18 protein-coding genes are annotated in these 23,996 nt (G+C 42.5%); 4 read left to right on the plus strand and 14 right to left on the minus strand.

Going from position 1 to position 23,996, the window contains the following annotated elements; translation table 11 throughout:
* Complete coding sequence (gene dnaA, locus BFS30_RS00005; RefSeq protein ID WP_069377393.1) at window positions 1-1,434, minus strand: chromosomal replication initiator protein DnaA; 1,434 nt, start codon at window positions 1,432-1,434, stop codon at window positions 1-3.
* A gap of 281 nt (window positions 1,435-1,715) precedes the next feature.
* Here dnaA and BFS30_RS00010 point away from each other — a divergent pair, with 281 nt between their 5' ends.
* Window positions 1,716-2,441: an AcvB/VirJ family lysyl-phosphatidylglycerol hydrolase gene (locus BFS30_RS00010; RefSeq protein ID WP_069377394.1), complete on the plus strand. Its 726-nt coding sequence runs from the start codon at window positions 1,716-1,718 to the stop codon at window positions 2,439-2,441.
* A 40-nt stretch (window positions 2,442-2,481) separates the two neighbouring features.
* A complete protein-coding gene (locus BFS30_RS00015) occupies window positions 2,482-4,395 on the plus strand; it encodes an ATP-dependent DNA helicase (RefSeq protein WP_069377395.1) in 1,914 nt (637 codons plus the stop codon).
* On the opposite strand, the gene BFS30_RS00020 is transcribed toward BFS30_RS00015, so the two are convergent.
* The 8 genes from BFS30_RS00020 to BFS30_RS00050 all read right to left on the minus strand — a co-directional run bounded on the left by BFS30_RS00020 (window position 4,396) and on the right by BFS30_RS00050 (window position 10,835).
* On the minus strand, window positions 4,396-6,837 hold the full coding sequence (locus tag BFS30_RS00020) for an ABC transporter permease (protein ID WP_069377396.1): 2,442 nt from the start codon (window positions 6,835-6,837) through the stop codon (window positions 4,396-4,398).
* 157 nt (window positions 6,838-6,994) lie between these two features.
* Complete coding sequence (locus BFS30_RS00025) at window positions 6,995-8,245, minus strand: MFS transporter (RefSeq protein WP_069377397.1); 1,251 nt, start codon at window positions 8,243-8,245, stop codon at window positions 6,995-6,997.
* Window positions 8,246-8,259: 14 nt separating this feature from the next.
* Window positions 8,260-8,484, minus strand: coding sequence for a hypothetical protein (locus BFS30_RS00030; protein ID WP_069377398.1), 225 nt, complete (start codon window positions 8,482-8,484; stop codon window positions 8,260-8,262).
* A gap of 17 nt (window positions 8,485-8,501) precedes the next feature.
* Window positions 8,502-9,092 (minus strand): TetR/AcrR family transcriptional regulator, encoded by a 591-nt coding sequence (locus tag BFS30_RS00035; RefSeq protein WP_069377399.1) that lies wholly within the window; start codon window positions 9,090-9,092, stop codon window positions 8,502-8,504.
* Between the two features lie 154 nt (window positions 9,093-9,246).
* The gene (locus BFS30_RS00040) at window positions 9,247-9,945 is read right to left on the minus strand and encodes a 3-keto-disaccharide hydrolase (RefSeq protein ID WP_069377400.1); all 699 of its coding nucleotides are present in this window, start codon (window positions 9,943-9,945) and stop codon (window positions 9,247-9,249) included.
* Window positions 9,946-9,973: 28 nt separating this feature from the next.
* A complete protein-coding gene (locus BFS30_RS00045; RefSeq protein WP_069377401.1) occupies window positions 9,974-10,165 on the minus strand; it encodes a hypothetical protein in 192 nt (63 codons plus the stop codon).
* Between the two features lie 31 nt (window positions 10,166-10,196).
* Window positions 10,197-10,355 carry a hypothetical protein gene (locus BFS30_RS27640; protein ID WP_157262835.1) on the minus strand — a complete coding sequence of 53 codons (159 nt, stop codon included), beginning with the start codon at window positions 10,353-10,355 and terminating at the stop codon, window positions 10,197-10,199.
* Between the two features lie 9 nt (window positions 10,356-10,364).
* Entirely contained in the window at window positions 10,365-10,835 is a 471-nt protein-coding gene (locus BFS30_RS00050) for a tetratricopeptide repeat protein (RefSeq protein ID WP_069377402.1), read from the minus strand.
* A 208-nt stretch (window positions 10,836-11,043) separates the two neighbouring features.
* On the opposite strand from BFS30_RS00050, the gene BFS30_RS00055 reads away from it, so the two are divergent.
* Window positions 11,044-14,127, plus strand: coding sequence for an AsmA family protein (locus BFS30_RS00055; protein ID WP_069377403.1), 3,084 nt, complete (start codon window positions 11,044-11,046; stop codon window positions 14,125-14,127).
* Window positions 14,114-14,827, plus strand: a complete 714-nt coding sequence (locus tag BFS30_RS00060) for a sterol desaturase family protein (protein ID WP_069377404.1) — start codon at window positions 14,114-14,116, stop codon at window positions 14,825-14,827. The genes BFS30_RS00055 and BFS30_RS00060 overlap by 14 nt, the downstream gene beginning before the upstream one ends.
* Before the next feature lie 103 nt (window positions 14,828-14,930).
* Here BFS30_RS00060 and BFS30_RS00065 read toward each other — a convergent pair whose 3' ends face one another.
* From BFS30_RS00065 to BFS30_RS00085, 5 genes are all read right to left on the minus strand, one after another.
* Window positions 14,931-15,875 (minus strand): endo-beta-N-acetylglucosaminidase family protein, encoded by a 945-nt coding sequence (locus tag BFS30_RS00065; RefSeq protein WP_069377405.1) that lies wholly within the window; start codon window positions 15,873-15,875, stop codon window positions 14,931-14,933.
* 43 nt (window positions 15,876-15,918) lie between these two features.
* On the minus strand, window positions 15,919-16,869 hold the full coding sequence (locus BFS30_RS00070) for an endo-beta-N-acetylglucosaminidase H (RefSeq protein ID WP_208603018.1): 951 nt from the start codon (window positions 16,867-16,869) through the stop codon (window positions 15,919-15,921).
* Window positions 16,870-16,910: 41 nt separating this feature from the next.
* Window positions 16,911-19,133, minus strand: coding sequence for a GH92 family glycosyl hydrolase (locus BFS30_RS00075; protein ID WP_069382200.1), 2,223 nt, complete (start codon window positions 19,131-19,133; stop codon window positions 16,911-16,913).
* A gap of 133 nt (window positions 19,134-19,266) precedes the next feature.
* On the minus strand, window positions 19,267-20,883 hold the full coding sequence (locus tag BFS30_RS00080; protein ID WP_069377406.1) for a RagB/SusD family nutrient uptake outer membrane protein: 1,617 nt from the start codon (window positions 20,881-20,883) through the stop codon (window positions 19,267-19,269).
* A gap of 21 nt (window positions 20,884-20,904) precedes the next feature.
* Window positions 20,905-23,988: a SusC/RagA family TonB-linked outer membrane protein gene (locus BFS30_RS00085; protein ID WP_167353108.1), complete on the minus strand. Its 3,084-nt coding sequence runs from the start codon at window positions 23,986-23,988 to the stop codon at window positions 20,905-20,907.
* Window positions 23,989-23,996: the final 8 nt, after the last annotated feature.

Genomic DNA, 23,996 nt, shown 5'->3' on the forward strand with positions numbered 1-23,996 from the left:
TTAGCTCATTTTTAATTTCTTCTCAATATCATTTACATAGGCCCTGAACGTCTTATCGGTCTGGATCAGGTCTTCTACTGTCTGACAGGCATAGATTACTGTAGAGTGATCCCTGCCCCCAAAAAACGCACCGATAGTTTTCAATGAAGATTTGGTCATTCCTTTAGATAAGTACATCGAGATCTGACGCGCCTGAACGATTTCCCTCTTACGGGTAGGCGCTTTCAGTAAATGTACAGGAACCTCAAAGTAATCGCAAACCAGCTTCTGGATATAATCCATAGAAACCTCTTTACTGGTATTCTTGATAAAGTTCTTCAACATCGATTTAGCCAATTGCAAATCGATTTCCTTTTTGTTCATTGTGGATTGTGCCAATAGCGAAACCATTGCACCTTCCAGCTCACGAACGTTATTGTCTATATTGTGTGCTACATATTCAACAACCTCATCAGGCAGGTCAATCCCATCAGCATACATTTTCTTTCTCAGAATGGCAATTCTGGTTTCCAGTTCTGGAATCTGAAGATCCGCAGAAAGCCCCCATTTGAAACGGCTTAGCAAACGCTCTTCCAGACCGGTAAGGTCTTTAGGTGATTTATCTGAAGTGATGATGATCTGCTTACCCGACTGGTGTAAGTGGTTGAAAATATGGAAGAAAATATCCTGCGTTTTTTCTTTCCCGGCAAAGTTGTGGATATCATCCATGATGATTACATCCATTGCCTGATAGAAATTCACGAAATCATTGATCGTATTGTTTTTCAATGATTCCACAAACTGCTGACAGAACTTCTCGCAGGAAAGATAGATCACCAGCTTATCAGGAAGGTTTTGTCTGATCTCATTTCCAATCGCCTGTGCAAGGTGGGTCTTACCAAGACCTGAAGCACCATAAATCATTAAAGGGTTAAAGGAGGTTGCTCCTGGTTTTGCGGATACCGCATGTCCTGCCGAACGGGCAAGGCGGTTACAGTCACCCTCAACAAAAGTATCAAAGGTATAATTTGAATTCAGTTGTGGGTCTACATTCATCTTCTTCAATCCCGGAATCACAAATGGGTTCTTAATATCTCTGTTTACATTTACCGGAACAGGCATTGACTGTTTCCTGTTTGTGGAAGACATGCTTCCGTTTGAAGGCATATTAGTGGTGTACGGTAAAGCCCCATTGGTAGACTTATCCACCACAATATTATACTCCAATCTTCCTTCTGTGCCAAGCTGTTGTTTAACAGTCTTGCGCAATAACGCCACATAGTGCTCCTCAAGCCATTCATAAAAGAATAAACTAGGTACCTGTACGGTTAAAACGCTACCATCCAGCTTAAGGGCAGATATCGGCTCGAACCAGGTTTTAAAGCTCTGGGCCGGGATATTATCCTTTATAATTTGGAGACAGTTATTCCATACTTGAGTACAAGTGTTTTGCATAGTTCTTCTTTAATTTTTACGGTTTATAATTTTCAAACAGCGGATGGGCCCGTCGTTTTGGGAGTGCGAAGATCATAAAATTTACCAACATTCGGATGGAAAATCTCACCTTTTTCCTAACTCACTCATTCCTAAATCTATACAGGTGGGATAACTTTTGTTAACTGTGGATAACTCAAAAAATGTGGATTTCGTTGTTGGTAGTACAGGTGTTTTTTGTGTAATTTACATTATTAATCTGACATAAGGCAAGGCAATAAAATAAAGAATAAAAAGAACGGATGGAGCGCTGGAAAATTGGTTTCGCTATGGTTATGGTTCTTTTGTTTTCCAGTTGTGGATTATTTCTCCGCGATAGAAAAACAAATCATGCCGGACTCGAACGAGATGACTTCGGGCTTCCGATCATCCTCTACCCTTCTGCCGATTCTGATTCGAAGAAAATGATACTTATTCTGTCCGGCGACGGAGGCTGGCTGGAATTTGAAGATGAGCTGGCCAGGCAGTTTTCGGAAAAAGGATTTCATACCATAGGCTTCAATTCCAGAAACTTCTTCTGGAGTCAGAAAACTCCGGAAGAACTGACTAAAAAAGTATGGATGCTGCTTCGCTCCTATGGCAGGAAATATAAAGCCCATAAAATTTACCTCTGCGGTTATTCATTTGGTGCCGATGTAGTCCCCTTTATTTACAACCGGCTCCCTGCCCCGGCAAAAAGAAGAATTGCTGGCCTGCAATTACTCTCCCCCTTTGCTTCCTCTGCATTTAAAGTCCATACCTCAGACCTGCTCAACCTGGCCGGAGACGATAAAGCATATAAAGTCATTCCGGAGGTGGAAAAGCTGAATATGCCGGTCAGCTGCTACTATGGTATGGCGGAAAATCCTAAACCCTTACAGGAATTGAAGCTAAAAAATTTCCGGCTCAGGCTACTTCCCGGTGATCACCATTATGAATCCCCTGCTGTTCAAACAATTGTCTCAGATTGCCTGAAATCATTGCCTTAACTTCCTGATTCATTAAAAAATTTAGGTTAAATTTGCAGATATGAGCACTGCGGCCCCTTCCAATGAAATTTTTGACAAAGTCATCTCCTTTATTGAATATACCAATCAAAGTATCTTCCTTACCGGAAAAGCCGGAACGGGAAAAACCACTTTACTCAGAAAGATAAAAGAAACGACCGCAAAAAAGACGGTCATCGTCGCACCAACAGGCGTGGCGGCAATGAATGCCAAAGGAGTCACCATCAACTCCCTGTTTCAGCTTCCTCCGGGATCCTTCTTTCCGGGAGATGTGAGCCTGGCCAGTTTAAGGGCGGGTGTAGTCTCCATCAAAAACCTGCTTACTGAACTCAACTATTCCAGAGAAAGAAAAAGCCTGCTGACAGAACTGGAACTGATGATCATTGATGAGGTTTCTATGGTTCGCTGTGATGTGATTGATGCCGTAGATGCCATCCTCAGGATGGTCAGGAAAAATGATGCCCCCTTTGGAGGTGTTCAACTCCTGCTGATCGGCGATTTGTTCCAGCTCCCACCAGTCACCAAGAGAGAAGACTGGGACCTGTTAAGTAAGGTATACCCCTCTCCTTATTTCTTTGAGGCGACAGTAGTCAAACAACACCCATTGCTCCAGGTCGAGCTGAAAACGGTATTCAGACAAACAGAACCTGAATTCGTTGAGATTCTGAACGACATCAGGAACAACCAGATCGGTGAAGCCAGACTGGCCATCCTGAACCAGCGCTTTGACCCTGATTTCAAACAAGAAGAAGGATCCAATCACATCATCATCACCTCGCACAATGCAGAGGCCAATGCAGTGAATAATGAAAAACTGGATGAGCTGGAAGGACAAGACTATATTTTTGAAGGGCAGGTAGACGGGACACTGAATGTCCAGAACCTTCCTGTAGAACAATCCCTGCGGTTAAAAATAGGGGCTCAGGTGATGTTCATTAAGAATGATACCGGCGAAAATAGAAAATTTTACAATGGTAAGATTGGAAAAATAAAATCCATCGCCGGCGAAGAAATCTACATTTCCTTCCCCGATGAGGAAGACCTTCTGTTAGAAAGGGCTTCCTGGCAATCATTTGAATATAAAGCCAATGAAAACCAGGCTATTGTTCAGCAGCAGGTAGGAGAATTTTATCAGTTCCCGATCAAGCTGGCCTGGGCAGTAACGATTCATAAAAGTCAGGGTTTAACTTTCGACAGTGCGATTATCGATGCGGGTAATTCCTTTGTTTCCGGACAGGTATATGTGGCGCTCAGCAGGGTCCGCACCTTAAACGGACTGATCCTCCGCTCAAAAATCAATAAGGAAAGTCTGCGCTCCAATTTGGAAGTCCTGAACTATATGAATACCGGTAATGAAGGCGCACTCAGCGAACTCTTGTCGTCAGCACAGGAAAGATATATCATTCATTTATTTACCAATGTATTCTCTTTCCAGGAAGTGATAGAGTCTTTGAATACAGTAACTTCAGATCATGAAATCATGAAGTCTAACGACGCCGAACTGAGGTCGGTAATAGGCAACCTAAACCGGTCGGAAGAAGCACTTCAGGATGTTTCCTCACGCTTTCAGTCCCAGCTCCGTCAATTACAGAAAGACAGCGGCCTAAAAGATCATAAAACCATCCATGCCAGAATTGAAGCGGCATTCAATTACTTCTCAAAAGAAATCAACCTTCAGGTGATCAACCCGCTGAATAAACAGATCCGCGGAAAGCCGAAAAGTAAATCTGATCAGAAACTGGTTCATTTGTTCCAGCAACATCGTTTGGCAGCAGAGAATAAGCTGTACAAAATGCGTACTGCTACAGAAATAGCGGCAGAAGCCAGCAATTGGGAAGATCCTCATTTACTCATGAAAAAGATTCATGAGCTCCTGAAAAAGAAAATGAATACCCCCGCAGCGGCTCAGAACGCAACTACGATCCAGCTGTTTTAATTATTCATATTTCAGGGCATCAACAGGATTGGTCATGGCCGCTTTATAGGCCTGCCAGCTTACGGTAAGAATCGTCAGCAACAGCGATAAGAATCCGGTCAGTACAAACAACAAGACCGGCACCTCTATGCGATAGGCGAAACCATTCAGCCATTTGTTCATCAGGATATAAGCGATGATAAAGGCAATGATGTTGGCCACTGCCACCAATGCTACAAACTCTCTGTTCAGGAGCTTTAAGATTCCGGAAGTAGAGGCTCCAAGTACTCTTCGGACTGCAATTTCCCGGGTTCTGACCCTGGCATTGTAGGTCGCTAAGGCAAAGAGGCCAAGCAAAGCAATACAAAGTGTGGCGATGCTAAACACCTGCATCAAGACTCCCTGGCGCTGGTAATCTTTCATATTTTTAGCAAAAGACTCGTCGAGCCAGGTGGACCTGACCGGTAAGCCGGGTTCGATCTTTGTCCAGGCTTCGGTGATCTTTTTTAAAGTTTCCTGAGGATTTTCAGCATGGATGCTTATCAGCAGGTTTCCATATTGATACCAGCGCTGGCTCACAATAAAATGTGATGGTTTTACTTCAGTCTCAAACCCATGGTCATTAAAATCTTTTACTACACCAAGAATCCGGTAGTTTGTCCCTCCACGTTCATAAACAGTTCCAATAGGCTTTTTGAGGCCAAGTGCCTTTACCATCGCTTCATTTACCACTGAGCCTACATGAGTCGTATCTGCCCGAAAAGTGGCATTGGAAAAGGCTCTGCCACTCTTTAGAACAGCACCCAGCGTTTCAAAATAATCAAAACCAATATAATAATCCTGTACCATCAGGTTTTGTCCAAGGTAATTTAAATCCCCCGAACTGCCACCGTTGCCCCAGGGAGAACGACTGGAAAGTGTGACCTGTTTTACCCCTTCAATGCGTTTCAGTCTTTGACGGATTTGTTCAAACTTATCTGCAGGCATTTCTTTGATCCGATCCGTTTGTACATTCACAGACAACACCTGATCCCTTTGTAAGCCAACATCTTTGTTTCGCATGAACTTAAGCTGACTAAACATCACGGCAAAACAGATGATAAAAGTACAGGTAATCACAAACTGCGTAACCACCAGTACCTTTCTGATGAACACACCTCTGGCACTCCGGTCAAAATTGCCCTTCAATACCTTAACCGGTAAAAATCCGGAGAAATAAACTGCCGGATACAAACCGGCACAAAGGGTCACCAGAATAAAGACGACAGTCACTTGCAGAAACAAGAGGAATGCATTCCCGGCACCGAATAAACTGAGCTGGGTACCTAATAAACTATTGAAATAAGGCAACAGCAATTCCACCAGTGTTAATCCTACTAAAAAAGCACAGGTGGTCTGTAAAAACGTCTCAAACAGAAACTGAACCACCAGCATTCTTTTTTCTACACCCAATACCTTCTTCACCCCGATTTCACGGGCGCGTTTTCCGGCATGCGCAATAGCCAGATTGGTGAAATTAATACACGCGATGGCCAATAAAAATATAGCCAGTGCCGACAACACATACATCGTTGTTGTTTTGCTTTTTCCATAGAAAACGGAACTGGTAAACACAGTCCCGACCTGCTCATAGATCAGTTCCGTTTTACTGTCTCTTCCTTCATTCAGGATTGCCTGAGCTTCCGCTATAGTCAGCAATCCTTTAGTATTTATCACCTTATTTGCATTCCTGGCCGACCAGCGTGCTTTGGCATCCATAAACAAACGGGTAAGTTTAGGAAGGGCCACTTTTGGATCTACCCCTTCTTTTAACCGGATGTAAGAATTGTTACTGAAATTGCCCCAATGCTCTTCTGTAGGCATGGGTAAAGGAGTGATCACATCTGCCCAGAAATGAGTCCGGTTCTTTTCATTGTCCCAAACCCCGGTGATCGTATGGATCTCTTTCTTTAAACCCAGCTTTATGGTTTTTCCCAATACCTGTTCAGTCCCAAACAACATCACCGCAGTCTTTTTATTGATCACAACACTCTTAGGCTGATCAAGCGCGGTATTGATATCTCCCTGAAGGAAAGTAAATGGAAAAGTTCTGAAAAAGGTGCTGTCCGCCTGTCTGGCGTTGAGCTCATAATAAAACTGACGGTCATGCTCAATGACTTCATTTCCCCAGCCGGTGATGCTGGCACTCTCTACGTCAGGAGATTTCTCCCTGATCAGTGAAATAAAACTTGCAGGCATGGTTTCCCACCATTCATCTGCAGCACCTACGCGAAAATGTACCCCAACTTTATAAACGTTCTTCAATTTTGGAGACCATTTGTCATACCCTGTTTCATAATTCAGATACAATAAAATCAAAATAAAACCGGCAAGGCCAAATGCTAATCCGGCAATATTGACAAATGAAGCACTTCTGTTTTTCCAGATATTACGGAAGGCAATCTTTAAGTTAAGTTTAAACATCGGATGAAGTATTTATAGATAAACTGGTCAGCAGCCTCATAGAAACCATTTCAATGCCAAATCCTTAAACTATCCGTAAATCCATCGTCAGGTGGATATCCTACGAAAAAAGCGTTCAATATCGAACATAAATTGTTCCATATTGAACGCTTTCCAGTTAGCCTTGCTGTTCTTTCTTTTTAACCATTACGCTTACTCGGTATACGAAAATGCCGCAAATTAAAACCAGGACAGAAACGACCAGACCAAGAGTATCATAATGTTGCAGCGGACTGCTTTTTGTTTCCTGCGTAACGATCAATCCAGCACATAAAGCGGCTATTCCGCCCGCTACCTGCTGCAGAGAAGAGTTGACACTCATAAAAGCTCCTCTGTCTTTCATATCCGGTACACTCATTGTTAAAGTAGTAGCAGGAATCATCCGGCTCATAATTCCCATAAAAAGGATCATATTCAGCACCACCACTTCCCATAGCGGCACCGGACTCAGGTTCGTATAGATCAGGATCAGCACAACTGCCAGAACAGATCCGGCGGAAAAGATCATAAACTTGTCTACTTTATCACTTAATTTACCGATCAAAGGCATGATAATGATAGAAGCAACTCCGGTAAGCATGAAGACTACCGGCAATTCCGCCTGGGTAATTTTAATGTTATTGATCAGATAGGCACTTCCAAAGGGCATCAGCATAAAACCACCTACACTCAGAAAAGCGGTAGCGAGAAATCCGGTTTGATAAGAACGGTTGCTGATGGCATGCCACAGGTGTAGAAAAGCATTTTTATCGGACTGAAGTGCCAGGTGCTGATCAATCGGTTTGACCCTAAACAAAATGGTCAGGCCAATCAGAATCGCGAGGCCTACAATCATAAAGAAAGCCGCGTGCCAGCCCCAGATGTTGGCCAGGTAAAGTCCTACCGGAATTCCAAGCACCTGACTGGCGGCAAAAGCCATTTGTACGAAACCCATTACGCGTCCGCGTTGGTGAATGGCAAAAAGATCGGTTACGATGGTCATAGAAATCGCTCCGATGACTCCACCGAAAAGGCCGGTTACGATTCTCGCGCCAAGCAGCATTTCATAAGTGGTAGACATGGCGCAGCACAGGGTTCCGATGATAAATCCGGTGTAAAAAAACAGTAATAGCTGTTTCCGGTCAAACTTGTCGGCAAAACCGGCTGCCAGGATTCCTGAGGCCCCGGCACTGAAAGCATAGGCAGAAACCACCAGGCCAAAACCTTTTGGTGTAATAGACAATGATTTCATTAGAAAATCGCCAAGCGGTGCAAGCACCATAAAGTCGAGTACAATGGTAAATTGAAGTAAGGCCAGTAAAGCTATGACCAGCTTCTGGTACCCCGAAAATGGGGCGGCAATATTGGGATTGGGGAGTGTTTGTTCCATTAGAATAATTTTGATTAAGTTAATTCTTCACACTGGTATCCATTATGGACGACCAGCGCAATGACATCGTTTAGTTTTAATTGGGAGGATACGATCCTCAGGACACAGTCGACATCATCCTGGTCCACGGTCCAATTTGCAATCTGGTATTCCTGCATCACTTTTGCGATCAGCTGCTTATCTCCTTCAGTGCGGATGTCAGTCTTAAAAAGCAGGATGTCTTTCATTTGGAGTTCCATAGTTTTTGCATTTTAGGTTATTTTTTTAAAGCTTTTAACACCAGGTCAAAGGTGCCCCAAAGGACCTCGTCGGTTAATACAAAGGGCCGGCCGCCCATACTCCGGCCTTCATTATGGAAACGGATCAGGTTGTATAATGGCGCAAAGGCCACAGACCAGTAAGTTTCCAATGGCATCGCCTCTATCTCTCCTCTCTGTACGGCATTGTGCATGAACTTGCCCAGAGTAGATTTAAAGGTTTCAATCAGGCGTTCAAAAATTTTCTCCTGATAGGTCGAGGTTCGCAGCTGCTCCATCATCTGTACCGATAAAGGATTTTCCAGCATAGCCTTTGCCCGGTTTTTCCATTGTTGTTTCAAGCCTACCGCAAAAGGAGCTTCCGGATCAAAATCTGCCAGCATCATGGCACTCATTCTTTCCGTTTCTTCCATACCCACCTGCAAAATCAGGTCGTCCTTATCCTTGTAATAAATGTAAAGTGTAGCTACTGAAATCCCACATTCTTTGGCCAGTTTACCCATGGTAAAACCCTCGAAACCAACCTTGACAAGTAGTTCAACTGCCTTTTCTTTTACCAACTCTACTTTATTTACATCTCTGATACGCATAGTTTTACAATTGAGCACACAAATATAAATGAATATTCATTTACTTATAACTCTTCCGTATCTTTTTTAGAAAAAAAATAAAAAAGCCCGTATCATAAATCATGATCGGGCTCTTATTGGATGTCCGGAAATACCGGATAGGACAATTTTCTGTTTAGTCTTTACTTAGTTTTTTAATGGGTTTTATCCAGACCTTTCTAAACTCAACCTCAGATCCTTCAGCCTGTAAAGCTATATTTCCGCTTTTGGCAGTACAATCGTAGCCGTAGTTTACAAACTGATCATTGACCCAGACTTTAACTTTATTATCCAGACATTCTACAATCATTTTATTCCATTCGCCAACAGGATTTTCAACCCCGTCTATCCTCCTTTTGATCCTCCGCAGCTTGTCGCCATTTACCCCCCATTTTTCCTTTGAACCACGTCTTACTTCCATGTCAGGCACGGTAACGTCTTCTTCTATACACCAAAAATCTCCTGCATTCTTATTTTGCATTTGCACTTCAATTGATTTTGGGAACATCCCATAAAGCGCTCTTGGTGTTGAAGCATGTACCAGTACCCCACAGTTTCCTGGCTTAGATGAAAATCTGTATTGCAGCTCAATGCGGTAATTCTGATAAATAGCATCCGTGATGAGGTGCCCTCCCGGGGTTCCCATACTGACCAATAGCCCATTACGGACAATGAAGGACGGCTCAATGTTTGGATTTTGATCATGATCAGGTACATCACTGTGCCAGCCAGTTAAATCTTTTCCGTTAAACAGGCTCTTTGACTGAGCAAAAGAATTACGACCACCAAATGATATTAACATCATTGACAGTACGACGATCAGCGTTTGTTTCATATCAATAAATATAAGACAATACCTGAAGTTATCCTTTAATTGCATCCTCCAGGCTGGAACCATCTTTTGTCAGCACCTGAAAATGGTTTTCTTTCGCCAGCCCCAGCAGATGGTTGATAAAATCTGTAGCAGTAGGATAAACACTTTTGTCGAACTTCAGGATCGTTTCAATTTTATTTACCGCATTTACGTATTCGTCGTTTACTTCTTTCTGATTCATAACAGTTTTTTTTATAGGTGAAAATTATCCCCTACAAGGTACAAATTTTATAGCTGAATCCATTCCCGTTTATTGCCAGATCCGCTCTCAGAATCCGGAGGATATTGGCTTTGGAGCCATAAGCGATGGAAACATAAACCGGTAGAAACACCTGGCATCGCAGTTTAGAGATGCCGGGTGTAACAGTCATATGCTTATTTTAAGGCTGTTCTTTTAGATTTACATTGCTGCTTAAAAATTCCAGGTACTTGTCATCCTCCCCTTCAAAGATCTCTTCGGGATCCAATAAATACGCTCTTAAAAGGAATTCCTTAGCCCTTTCCTGATCGCCCTCCTCCAGGTAACATTCTCCCAGACGCAGCATGATGAAAGGATTGGAATAGACATTTTCCTCCACATTACCTTTTGCCGTCAGAAAGTAAGTCAGCGCCGTACCAAAATCATCCTGCAGAAAATAAGCATCCCCTATGGAAGCATTTAGCCAAACGCTTTGTATATAATGGTTTTGAGGTTCAGGAATAAGAGATAATGCTTCTTCCCAGATTTCCACTGCCCCATCAAAATCCTCCTCATCCATACAGTCGTTCCCGCTTTCGGAAAGTTCATCAATTTTAGCCAACACCTCATTGGAAAGCTCAGGGAAAGCCCCTTTTATTTCGTCTTCATTCATGATCTGATCTTTAAGTTTTAAAGTATTCCCCCAGGAATACTGTTCGTAAATACAATAATCGTGTTTTAGTTTGCTTAAAGCAATTCAAATATCTGCGAACTGCCTATAATTTTCTATCCTGCCGGAATCTGATCTGACTTTTCATTTTATATGTTTTTAATTTTTAAAGAATTACCTTTGTTCCAATATCTATTTAATACCACACAGATTGAAAAAAGTTCTTAAAATTACCGGAATAACGCTTGCATCGGTGTTACTGCTCTTATTTATTACCCCTTATTTATTGCCCGATACCATTTCCAGGGAGGTAAAAAAATGGCTCAACGGAAATATCAAAGGAGAAGTGAAGTTCGACAGCAGTAACCTATCCTTCTTTAAGCATTTTCCTTCCCTTACTTTTAGCCTTCATAACCTATCTTTAAAAGGTGCTGCGCCCTTCCAGCAGGATACCTTGCTATTCACCAAAGAATTATCCTTCAGGGTAGACCTGAGTACTGTTTTCTCAGATCAGGTAAAAATAGATCAGATTTTTATTGATCAGGCTGACATCCATATCGAAGTAGATGAAAAAGGGAATGCCAATTATAACGTATATCAAAGTAAAACGGATACCACAAAGAAAACAGACAGCAGCGCCACAGGCCTGAAAATTGAAGGCATCTTTATCAAGAAAAGTAACCTCATTTATAATGACCGTTCTGTTCCGATGATGATCAGTGCCAAAGGGTTAAATTATTCCGGACAGGGAGATTTAAGTAAGGCCATATTTGACCTGAAAAGCCAGGCAGAGATCGATACCCTTGACCTTTACTACGATGGGGCTCCTTACCTGCTGAATAAAAAGGTAAATGCCAAACTCCTGACCAAAATCAATACCAATTCCCTGGATCTGATGTTTGATGAAAATGACCTGAAAATCAATTCCCTCCCAATCCATTTTGTGGGCCGCTTCTCCTTTCTGAAGGATGGGTATGACATCAATTTTAGAACTAAAGCCAAAGAGACGGACCTTCATAATATTTTTTCTGCCATGCCCCCTGCCCTGGCAAGCCGCATGGAACAAACCGATATTAAAGGTTATGCCGAAATTGATGCTTCCCTGATCGGAAAATATCTGGCAAAAAGCAAAACCATGCCTACCCTTTCTTTTAATATGAAAATCCGTGACGGACAAATTTCCAATCCTAAAGCACCGGAGCCCATCCGTAATTTATACCTGAACCTGCAAACGAAATTACCCAGTCTGAATATGGACAGTCTATTCATCAATATGGACAGCCTGTATTTCAATATGGGGAAAGATCATGTCAGTTCGGTAGTCAAACTAAAGGGATTAAAAGAACCCGAAATTTACATCAAAACAAGGGCATCTATAGATATGGGCAAATGGGCTAAAGTATTTGGGCTGGACCAGATCAGAGGCCATTATGCCCTTGACCTGGATGCAGACGGCAAATACACCAGAAAGGTAGTCCGCAGTGGAATCAGACAAATTGATACCGTGATTGCCACCATTCCGAAATTCAGTTTAACCTCTTCGGTAAGTAACGGTTATTTCAAATATGCTTCCCTTCCGGCAGCGATCGACAAGATCAATTTCAGCATGAACGGCAGTAATCCGGATGGCAATTACAAAAACACCAAACTCGAGATCAGCGACATTAATATCCAGGCATTGAGCAATTATATCAGGGGCTTTGCCAAATTAAAAACGGCAGAAAACAACCCGATAGACGTTCGGTTAAAATCCATGATCAACTTTGCGGAGATCAAAAATTTCTATCCCCTCAAAGACCTGGAACTTAGTGGTGAGCTACACCTGGATGTGCAGAGCAAGGGTGGTTATAATAAACTTAAAAAACTATTCCCGGTAACTACTGCCAGTATCAAACTTGCAAACGGACGCATTAAAACGGCCCATTTTGATCAGCCTCTGGAACAAATCGTTGTGGACGGAACCCTGGTCAATAGAGACGGAAGCTTAAGAGGTACACAGCTGAACATCAAGCCGATCTCATTTCAAATGGCAGGTCAGCCTTTTATGCTGAAAGCAGACCTTCGGAATTTTGATAATATGTCTTATGACGTCAGCTCCAAAGGAACGGTTGACATCGGAAAAATGTACCAGTTATTTGCCATCAAAGGCTACAATGTCAAAGGTTCCGTGTTTACTGATGTCTCCTTTAAAGGATTACAGAGTGATGCCATGAATGGCCGGTATCAAAAGCTGAACAACAAAGGACGAGTGGAGGTTAAAGCGCTGACACTTGAATCAGACCTTTTTCCAAAATCTTTCTTTATCAAAAACGGATTGTTCTCTTTTGCACAGGATAAGATGAAATTTGAACGTTTCCATGCCAGTTACGGAAAGTCCGACTTTACCATGAGCGGCCATCTGGGCAATATCATCAATTATGTATTGTCGGAAAAGGCCATGCTTACCGGTAACTTTAACCTGCAGACCAAACAGCTTTTTGCAGACGAGTTTATGGTGTATAATGAAGCCCCTGCGCAACCTGGAAAAGCAACATCCGGAGCCGGAGTCATCATTATTCCAAACAACCTGAATGTTTCTGTAACCGCTGATGCCGGTTCAGTATATTATAACGGACTGAAAATTAAAGATGCAAAGGGAACATTAGCCCTGAATAACGGAACCATGACCCTGAGCCAGAGTAGTTTTAACCTGATTGATGCCCCGGTAAGCATGGAGGCAACCTATAAAAGTTTGACTCCTACTTCTGCAAGTTTCGACTACCACATCTCTGCTAAGGAGTTCGATGTTTCCAAAGCATATAAAGAAATTAAACTCTTCCGCGAACTGGCTACTTCGGCATCCAAAATAAAAGGGATTATCGGACTGGATTATCAGCTTTCCGGAAAACTGAATAAAGATATGTTTCCTGTTTTCCCTTCTCTGAAAGGCGGAGGAACACTCTCCGTTAAAAAGATCAGTATGATGGGTTTCAAATTCATGAATGCAGTGAGTAAAGCCACCCGCCGGGATAGCTTAAGCAATCCTGATCTGTCTGAAGTAAACATCAAAAGCACCATCAAAAATAACATCATCACCATCGAAAGGTTCAAAATGCGTGTAGCCGGATTCAGGCCTCGTTTTGAAGGACAGGTGAGCTTTGACGGACGTTTAAATATCAGTGGCAGACTTGGCCTGCCTCCCTTTGGTCTGATCGGAATCCCTTTGAGCATCACGGGAACGCAGGATAGTCCAAAAGTTGCCCTGAAAAGAAATAAAGAAGGCAAACTGGAAGAAACGGAAGATGACGATAAATGATGGATTAGCTTATTTACTGGAATTACCGGCCATTTATTTATGGCCGGTATTTTTATTGGAAAACATTCTGATTACCCTGATGGTCTTATGGTCGGGAAAAATCATCCGTCAATATTTTTCTCCCGCGGCAATGCCGGCATACCATTATACTTCCAGGGACTGGCTGATCTGCGGAATAACCAATGTACTGAATACGGTAATTACTTATCTGGGTTATTGGTTATGGAAACAGGGTTTCATTATCATCGGTACGGAGTTTTCGCTATTCATTTTAAGTGATTTGCTGATCCTGTTTCTGGCAATGGACCTGCTGATGTACCTCTTCCATTATGTCATTCATAAAACCTGGTTATATCAGGCGATACACGGACTCCATCATGAAGCAGTAAACCCTAAACCCATAGACTTGTTCGTATTGCATCCGCTGGAAACCCTTGGTTTTGGTTCGCTTTGGCTCTTATTATTGCTGGCATCTTCTTTTAATATTTATGCCATTATGATCTACCTGATGGTCAATATATTGTTCGGAATGATTGGACATCTTGGGATAGAACCTTTAAGTGCTCAGCTACGCAGTAAACCGCTGTTAAAATATCTGGGAAGCTCCAGCTTTCACCATGATCACCACCAGGACATTACCCGTAACTTCGGTTTTTACACCAGCATCTGGGACCGCTTATTTGGAACCTATAAAAGTTGAAATTCTGCGAAGAAAGGCAAAATTTCTCCCCGTTTTGTTTTAGACAAAAACAGGCCGCTATTAAAAATAACGGCCTGTTTCTGAAAATATTAATCGGTCATGATTATGGATTCATGATTTTGATCAGTTTTTTGGTTACCGCATAATCCGCAGCGATAATACTGTTCGTGATATAAGGGACATCCCGATCTATAGCATAAGAAAACACGCCTCCTTTGGTTCCCTGTGTAGGTTGCCAGCGCGCATACTGATAACACCTGCTTTGCAGGGTCGCATCAGGATACTGTACATCTCCCCAGCTTGCCCCATTCTCTTCATAGAAAGAAAAACCAGGTAAGAATTTATCAGGGGTAATGTAAGCCGCATACAGATTGAAGGTGCTCGTTAAATTACTGGTGCTTCTGCCGTAAGCCTGCAAAAACGTATAATCGATTAGCTTATAAATGGAAGTAAAGAAGGTGGTAGGGTTCTGGTTCGTGTCGTAAATGAACTTTTTACCGGTACCCGATCTTGGCCCGAAATACTTAGACAAGGCTTTCACTGCAGCCACTTTTTTTGTTAACGTAGTTCCTGTTGGATTGCTTTCCACATCAATATCAATTCCGTCCAGGTTATACTCTGTTACCCATTTATCATATATGGTTTTTGCCCAGGCTGCATAACCGGTAGAGTCCTGTCCGCCGGTAGTGGTCGCGCTGTTCAAATCACCAATAGTGATGATTACTTTCGTTCCTTTGGTATGTAAATAAGGGACATAATTGGTTTTCAGCACATTCCAGTAAGCATTTTCAGGAGGGGTATAATCCGGGAATACCATCACCATATCCAGGCTGTCCGGCAGACGGCGCATACTCGTTGCATTTCCACTCTCGGTTACACTGTCGCGCCAGGTGCGGTAATAGCCCACGCTCAGCTGGTGAGGACTGTTTTTGTAATCAATTAAAGTTCCGGTGGTTACATCTGTACCAGTGGTTGGCGGGTTCTTCTTACAGGCTGTTCCGAAGCCCAGCAAGGCCAGGCCAAGTAAGCAAATTTTAAAGTTTTTCATTTTTCGGGGGGATATAGGGTTGATATAATTTAGTTAATTCCGCTTAAGGCCAGCTTTGCAGCGGTGAGCTTAATTTCACACTATCTCCATACAATACCGTTGAAAATGAAGAAAGATAAGTAGCCATATTTGTTCCCGGAAGGTCATAAGCCAGGTAAACCCCATAACCCTGGTTTTTGGTGGATTGTGCCAATGATTTGGCCGTACTGGCGCTGGTATGATTGATCCATACTGCGGCCGGACCTAATACTGCTTTACCCATTGGTGGAACATTCGGAGCTGAAAAACTACCGTAATTGGCATTCCAGCTATAGTTCACGTTATCTCCTACCCTTTGTCCGTTCCACTGTACCCTTGAAGCCGCAGGTCCGTAATAGTAAAAAGTAATCAGTTTGGTTGGCATTAGTTTTCTGAGTTCCTGTACCAGCATCACGAATGAGCTGTCGTTTGGCTGAGTTGTTCCGTTTACACCATACTCTGCATATTCATCGTCAAAGTCGATTCCATCCAGATTATAGGTAGTCACTGCATTGCTCAGTTGCTGGGCAAATTCTTTTGCTGAAGCGCGACTGGTAAAATTACAGAAGCCTGCTCCCTGATGGTTTCCAAGAATAGAGAGTAAAACTTTGATTCCTTTGTCTTGTAGCGGCTTGATATACGTCGCTTTATTACTCAGTACCTTGGTTACTTTATCATTATTAAACAACACCGCTTTTTTGGTTGTCGTATTGTAATTGATATTCGCAGCAAAAATAATGGCAATATCGAAAAGTTGTTGTCCGCCATTTTTCAGGGTGTAATTCCCAACATTCAGGATATTGTTGTTGTTCACTTCCACATAGCAGACACTGATAGGCCCGGTTTTAGCCGTAGCTGTGGATGGGGCCGTTACGTCCGTTCCATCCACAGGTCCGTCTTTTGTACAGGCTGAGAAAAGCAGTCCTGCTGTTACTACAGCCACCAGGCTGTTTAACATGTTTTTTTTGTTCATCATAGGGTTTTGGTTAGATTGTTTATTGTTTAAAGATTAATTCATCATTCGATGGCTACCGAACGGGGCCGGTCTGCCGGGTTTACTCCCCAGGTTGCTGAAGGTTTAGCGCCCATAAAGAGGATCAGCTCTCCACCTGCTACCAGGTCTTTATGGCGTAAATAAGATTTTAAATAGGGTTTACCATTTAATACCACTTTCTGGATGTATTTATTCTCTTTGCTGTTTCCTTCTGCTTTAATACGGAATTTCTTATTTCCCGGAAGGGAGATCACCGCGTCATTAATTAAAGGAGAACCGAAGACATACGTTCCGTTTGCAGGATTTAAAGGGTAAAAGCCCATTGCTGAAAAAACATACCAGGACGACATCTGGCCAAGGTCTTCATTACCACATAAGCCGTCTGGTTTGTTCGTGTATAAGGAATCGGTAATATGGCGTACCAGATCTGCCGTTTTCCATGCCTGACCAGCATAGGCATACAAATAAGGGATATGGTGGTTCGGTTCATTTCCCTGTGCATACTGGCCCACTAAACCGGTAATGTCCGGTGAGCTGCCAGCTTCCATAGCTGAGCTCATGCTAAACAGCGTATCCAGCTTTCTGGTAAAAGGGGCATCACCACCAAACAGCTGGATCAGTCCCTCGGGATCCTGAGGAACCAGCCAGGTATACTGCCAGGCATTTCCTTCGGTATAATCGTCTTCTCGGTGTTTCGAAGCAACCGGATTAAATGGGGTCCTCCAGCTTCCGTTCTCCATTTTACCACGCATAAACTGACTTTGCTGGTCAAAATATTCGCGGTATAACTGAGCCCTCTGGCTAAAGTATTTATAGTCTGCTTCTTTATTCATGGCTTTTGCCATTTGTGCAATACACCAGTCGTCAATAGCATACTCCAGTCCTTTTGCCACAGATTCGATCACCTTTTCAGAAGGGATATATTGTAGTTTTTGTGCATATTGAATCCCTTCTACATTTTGCATCGCAGAATGTCTGATGGCCTCATAAGCAAGATTGGCATCAAATCCTTTGAATCCTTTCAGGTAAGCATCCACTATAATCGGAACCGCATGGTAGCCAATCATCGTATTCGTTTCACTGCCCATCAGGTGCCATACCGGCAATTTTCCCTGCTGTTTGTAAATCGCCAGGAACGTATTCACCACATCGGATACTTTATCCTGATGAAGGAAAGTAAACAGCGGATGATAAGCCCTGTAGGTATCCCATAAAGAGAAAGTGGTATAGTTGTTGAAATCTGCCTTAGGGTATACTTTTTTATCTGTACCCCTGTAATCGCCGTTGGCATCATTAAATATAGATGGTGCGAACATGGTATGGTACATGGCGGTATAAAATGTCTTTTTTACGTCTTCATCTGCATTGATTTTCAGTTTGGACAATTCCTTTTCCCATTTATTATTGGCCTTCAATCTGGCCTGTTCGAAATCCCAATCCGGAATTTCCACTGTGATATTGGCCAGTGCATTTTCATAACTCACCGGAGAAAGTCCTACTTTCAATTTTAAAATGGCCTGGTTAATGGCTTTAAAGTTCAGAACGGCTTTAACTCTTTTACCTTTTAATTCTTTTCTGTTTGTGCTTAAGCTGGTGCTATCCGATAAGGAAAGACTGCTCAGGGGCTGCGAAAGCCGGACGGCAAAATACAGGCGCTGATCGCTGGCCCATCCCGCAGAATGACGATAGCCGACTAAAGTTGTGGGATTGATTTGCTTCACATAGGTTTCCACCGGACTGTCCCATCCTACCCCCGCATTCAGATCCAGCATCACATGTGGATTTTTTGATCCTTTTTCAAAAGTATAACGGTGAAAGCCGACCCTTTCTGAACTGGTCAGCTCTGCTTTAATTTTATACTTATCCAGGATCACACTATAATACCCTGCTTTTACCACTTCTTTATCATGAGAAAAAGTGGATACATAATTGAGTTGTGAAGGACCTGTTGCAGGCATCACTAAAATATCGTTCAGGTCGCCGATACCCGTTCCGCTTAAATGGGTATGGGCAAAGCCTATAATCGTATTGCTGGCATAATTATAACCACTGCACCAGTCCCAGCCTTCAAAAACATTGGTTGGGCCTAACTGTACGGCTCCAAATGGAACATTGGCACCTACAAATACGTGGCCATGAGCCGCTGAACCGATGTAGGGGTCCACATAGCTCGTCAATGGTTTTTGAGCAAAGACAGGATCTACGGAAAAGATAATGCCAAGAAGTAAAAAGTGTTTAAGCTTCATTAAATTTTTAAATAAGGGTTTCATTGTTGACCCCGAAGGTATAAAAAATTGTCATGCAGCACCATTAGCGGGGGATAAAGGGTACAATAAGATGTACTTGGCTGCATGACAATTTTTTTAGAATGGTTTGTAATTAATTAGGTTTTTTATCCCACCAAAGTTTAGTTCCCCCATTATCTGCACCACCAAGCAGGCTTACTGCCTTGGTTACTTCTGCCTGATTGTTTTTATATTCATCCTCAGAGAATGGCAATCTTCTGATTTGTTTTTCTGTATTGATCGTTCCCCCGCTTTGGTTATTCACAACAGGGAAAATTTTAGGATAACCGGTACGTCTGAATTCAGACCATGCTTCCTGTCCGTCCGGAAAAATAGCAATCCATTTCTGGGTAATGATGCGTTCCAGTTTTTGTTCCATGGAAGCAGACTCATCCCATTTAACCGTTGTTTTACTTAACAATGGAGAATTTGCAGTTACATTATTCGCCGCATTGATCGGGTCGGTATAAGGTGCCTGGGTATTCGTATTATTGTTCAGATAAGTGCTGGCATCAGAACTTCCAAGGGTGTATTGCTCAAAAGAGATTTTCACCCCCTGCTCATAAAAGGATTGGGCAGATCCCCCCATGCTCCAGCCTCTTAATGCTCCTTCTGCACGCAGAAAGGCAACTTCCGCTGCGCACATGTATTGTACCGGCGTATTTTCCTTCAATGTGGAAGAAGAAGAATTCAGGTACGCATCCGGTTTACCACTAAAAGAAATCCCACTGCGAACGCCCTTATAATCACCAGGAATCACTTTTGAAGTCATAAAGTATTTAGATAAACGCGGATCTTTAAATCCTTTCAGAATGGATTCTGCCGAAGCATTCATTCTGGTATCGTTATAACTTAAATCATCTACCCATAATCCATTCCTCGTAGGTACCCCTTTACCTGATTTTACAAGCGCATTGTCGCCATTTAAGGCAAGTAATCCATAAGAATTATTTACCGCTTCTTCTGCTTTGGTCTTTGCCAGCGAAGGATTTGCATAGGCAATACGAATGGCCAGTCTGAGCTTTAATGAGTTTGCAAATTTGATCCATTGAATATAGTTCCCATCATAAACCAGGTCGAAACGGTTCAATGAATTATCAGATGGGTTTTTAGTCACGAACTCAGTCAGCGATTTTATCGCATCGTCCAGATCTTTAAAGAAAGTGTTATAAACGGTTTCCTGATCATCGTAAGGCGTGGCAAGTGCCCCGGCCCCAAATTTAGAATAAGGAATTGGTCCGTAAATATCAGACACCCGGTGCATGCCTTCTACCTTGAGGATATTGGCTACAGCAATGAACTGGGGATTGGTTACCGCACGTTTCGACACCTCTCTCCATCCATTCATTACCCCATTGTACCCCACTTTAAAAGGCCATAAGTTCCAGCCGTTCTTTAAGGCATAAGTGGAATTATTTGGCCCGCCGAAATCACCCGGAGGTGCAAAATATCCTGAAAAAATATCGGCATTTAGATTTTGCTGGAGTTGATAAATGTAATCCTCATTTGTTTTGCAGTACATGATGTTTACCTGCATCTCAGGAATAAAGATACCCGATGAAATGTTGTCTTTTAACAGATCTTCTTCTGTTAATCCATTTGGGTTACTATTGTATTTGTCAAAATCTTTTGTGCATGAACTCTGTACCATAACAAACGCTGCAGCAAAAATGGCCGCGCTAAGTCTGGTGTTTTTTATTAAGGTTCTCATAATATATGATGATACTAGGTCTTAAAATGTGAAATTTACGTTGAAACCAATGCTTCTTAAACTCGGCATAGAGAAGTAGTCATACCCCTGAAAGCCATTACCGGTAAGGGTCACTACATCCGGATCAAAAGGTGCTTTTTTATAGATCATCCATAAGTTTCTGCCGATTACAGAAAGCTGTATCTTTTGTATTTTGTTGTTAAATACTTTTGCAGGGATGGTATATCCAAATGACACCTCGCGTAAACGGATATTTGTTGCACTATAGATATAAGGCGTCAGCTCGGCTCCTATTCTATTGTAATAGGCTTCAGTTGCATCTGCACCATTAATCATTATTCCCCCTTGGTTACGGGAATCTGCAGTTCGTTGTGACATCCCACGTTTATCAAAAGTCTGCTCGGTTCTGGAAATCACCTCTCCTCCGATACGGCTGTCGACCAAGAAATTAAGGTTAAAATTTTTGTACCTGAAGCCATTGCTCATGCTGAGCATGTATCTTGGATTTACATTACCTGCAATGATATTATTGGTAGAATACTGTGGTAAGCCTTTATCATCCAGCACCTGATTTCCGCTGGCATCACGAATAAAATCTTTTACCTGAATGTCTCCATAAGAGCCACCTTTTCTAACGATAGAAGAACCGCCTAAGCTAAACTCCTTCACCTCTATAAACTGACCGGTTGCAGGATCGGTATAAGTATACAGTTCCTTGATTTTGTTTCTGTTGAAAGAGAAATTAACGGTCGGGTTCCAGCTCAGTTCTCCGAATTGCGCATTATAGCCCAATGAAAGTTCAAGACCCTGATTCTGAACATCTCCTGCATTCAGGTCATAGGTATTGTATCCTACTGTCGGGGATACATTCACTCTAAAGAACTGATTTACCGTATTCGTTCTGTAATAGGTGGCATTCAGACTCAATTTATTTTCCAGGAATTTCAAATCTGCTCCGAATTCAAATGATTTACTTCTTTCCGGATTTAACGTGGTAAAAGGTTTCCCTGTGAAAGGAACAATTGCACCCCCGATGATTGGAAAAGAAGGGTTTGTTGCATAGGCATAGTTATCAGGAATTTCGTTACCTACTTCAGCATAAGATGCCCTTAGTTTGGCAAAAGAAATAAATTCCGGTAATTCCGCCATTTCACTAATCACGGCACTTAAGCCCACTGATGGATAGAAGAATGGTTTTGGTAAAGTCGAATTCCAGTCGTTACGTCCGGAAACGTCCAAAAACAGGTAATTTTTATATCCGATGGAGGCGGTTAAAAAAGCAGCCTGAGTTTGTTTTCTGTAGGTATTTGGCGTAAATACTATACCCGCCTGCGTCAGGTTCAGGACGCTAAAAAAGTTAGGTACTTTAAAAGGATCCAGAGGCCCGTCGATCGTTAATCCGCTGGTCAGGTTATTGATGATACTGGCACCTGCGGTAGCATTAATTGTAAATTCACCCAACGCTTTATTGAAATTCAATAACAGGTCGGCATAAGTCTGACTGTTCAGGTTATCCAGTGTTGCATAACGTCCATTTGGACTATTGGAAACCAGGTTCCCCGGCGTTGTCGTTGCATAGACCTTGTTCTCTCCTTTATCTGTAGAGCGGTCCATTCTTACCCGTCCCTGAAGGTTCAGCCAGTCTGTAAACTTATATTTAGCCGTTACGGATCCTACTATACGGTTTCTTTGTGTCTGAAACATATTACGGTTGGCAATCCAGTAAGGGTTTTGAAGTGACATTCCCTGATCGCCATATGGCCAGTTTTGTACGTTTATTTTGCGGACAGCGTCAAAGGTTTCAAAATTCTTAGTATCATTAAAATTATAAGAAGCACCAGGAAATAAATAAACTGAGGTGATTGGATTATAATATTCACCCTGTCCCGGCATGTTCTGAGATTTCTGATAGATGTATTCTGCCCTTGCATCCACACTTAACTTATCCTCAAAAAAGGAGGTGTTATTTCTGAAAGAGAAGTTGTATCGATCCAGCTTGTTATTGGGAATAATTCCCTCTGCATTGGTTGCCGCAGCGGAGAAGAAAGATTGATTTTTCTCCGTACCACCTGATAATGACAAGGCATTGGTAAAAGTTTTACCCGTCTGAAAAAAGTCATTAGGCGTATAATTACTTTGGTTGGCTGTTTTTGCGCCCCAACCATTGAAAGTTGGACCTTCTTCTGGTTTCGCTTTATTGGCCGTTCCATAACTGCGTTGCAGTTCAGGAAGAAGGAAAGGGTTGTCGAATGTAGTACTGGAATTAAAGTTAACAACCGTTTTTCCGGCTTTTCCTTTCTTGGTCGTAATTAAGATCACCCCATTCGAAGCCTGTCCGCCGTAAAGTGCCGATGCAGAAGCCCCGCTCAACACACTTACTTCTTCGATGTCCTCAGGATTCAGGTTGGAAATCCCATCACCGGCATCACTTAGCTGAAAACCATCACTGGTTCCCTTTCCAGACAAACTTGGTAAAGGTACCCCATCCACTACATATAGCGCGTTGTTATTTCCACTGATTGATTTATTTCCACGAAGTACTGCTTTTGTGGATCCACCTGGTGCCGAAGAGTGTGTCAATGTCAAACCGGATACTTTTCCGGTTAAGCTGTTTACAAAACTCGGATCCTTAACGTCATTCACCTCTTTAGAGCCTAGTGTCTGGACATTATACGTTAATGATTTGGTAGATTTCTTAATCCCCAGAGCGGTAACCACTACCGTTTCCAGATTCTGTGAATCACCGGTAAGCACCACATCTAAAGTACTTGTACTTCCTACGGTGACTTCTTTACTCTGATACCCCACATAAGAAAAAACCAGGATATCCCCTGCTTTAGCCTGGATCACATACTGTCCTGAAACATTGGTCTGGGTGGTTAAAGTGCCGCCCTTAACTTTTACGGATACCCCTGGTATCGTTACTCCGGCATCGTCTTTTACGGTTCCTTTGATTCCTTCCTGATAGAATGAGTTGAATTCCATTTCATTAAATGAGGAAAGGCTGAGCGTCGGGAAGCTCTTTAATTTGTCCGACTTGACTCCAGCAAAAAGATTTGCTGAAGCGTAAAGTAATAAACACGTCAGTTGTAATGGTTTTCTCATCTCCATTG

The sequence above is a fragment of the Pedobacter steynii genome, from assembly GCF_001721645.1.
Taxonomy (GTDB): domain Bacteria; phylum Bacteroidota; class Bacteroidia; order Sphingobacteriales; family Sphingobacteriaceae; genus Pedobacter; species Pedobacter steynii_A.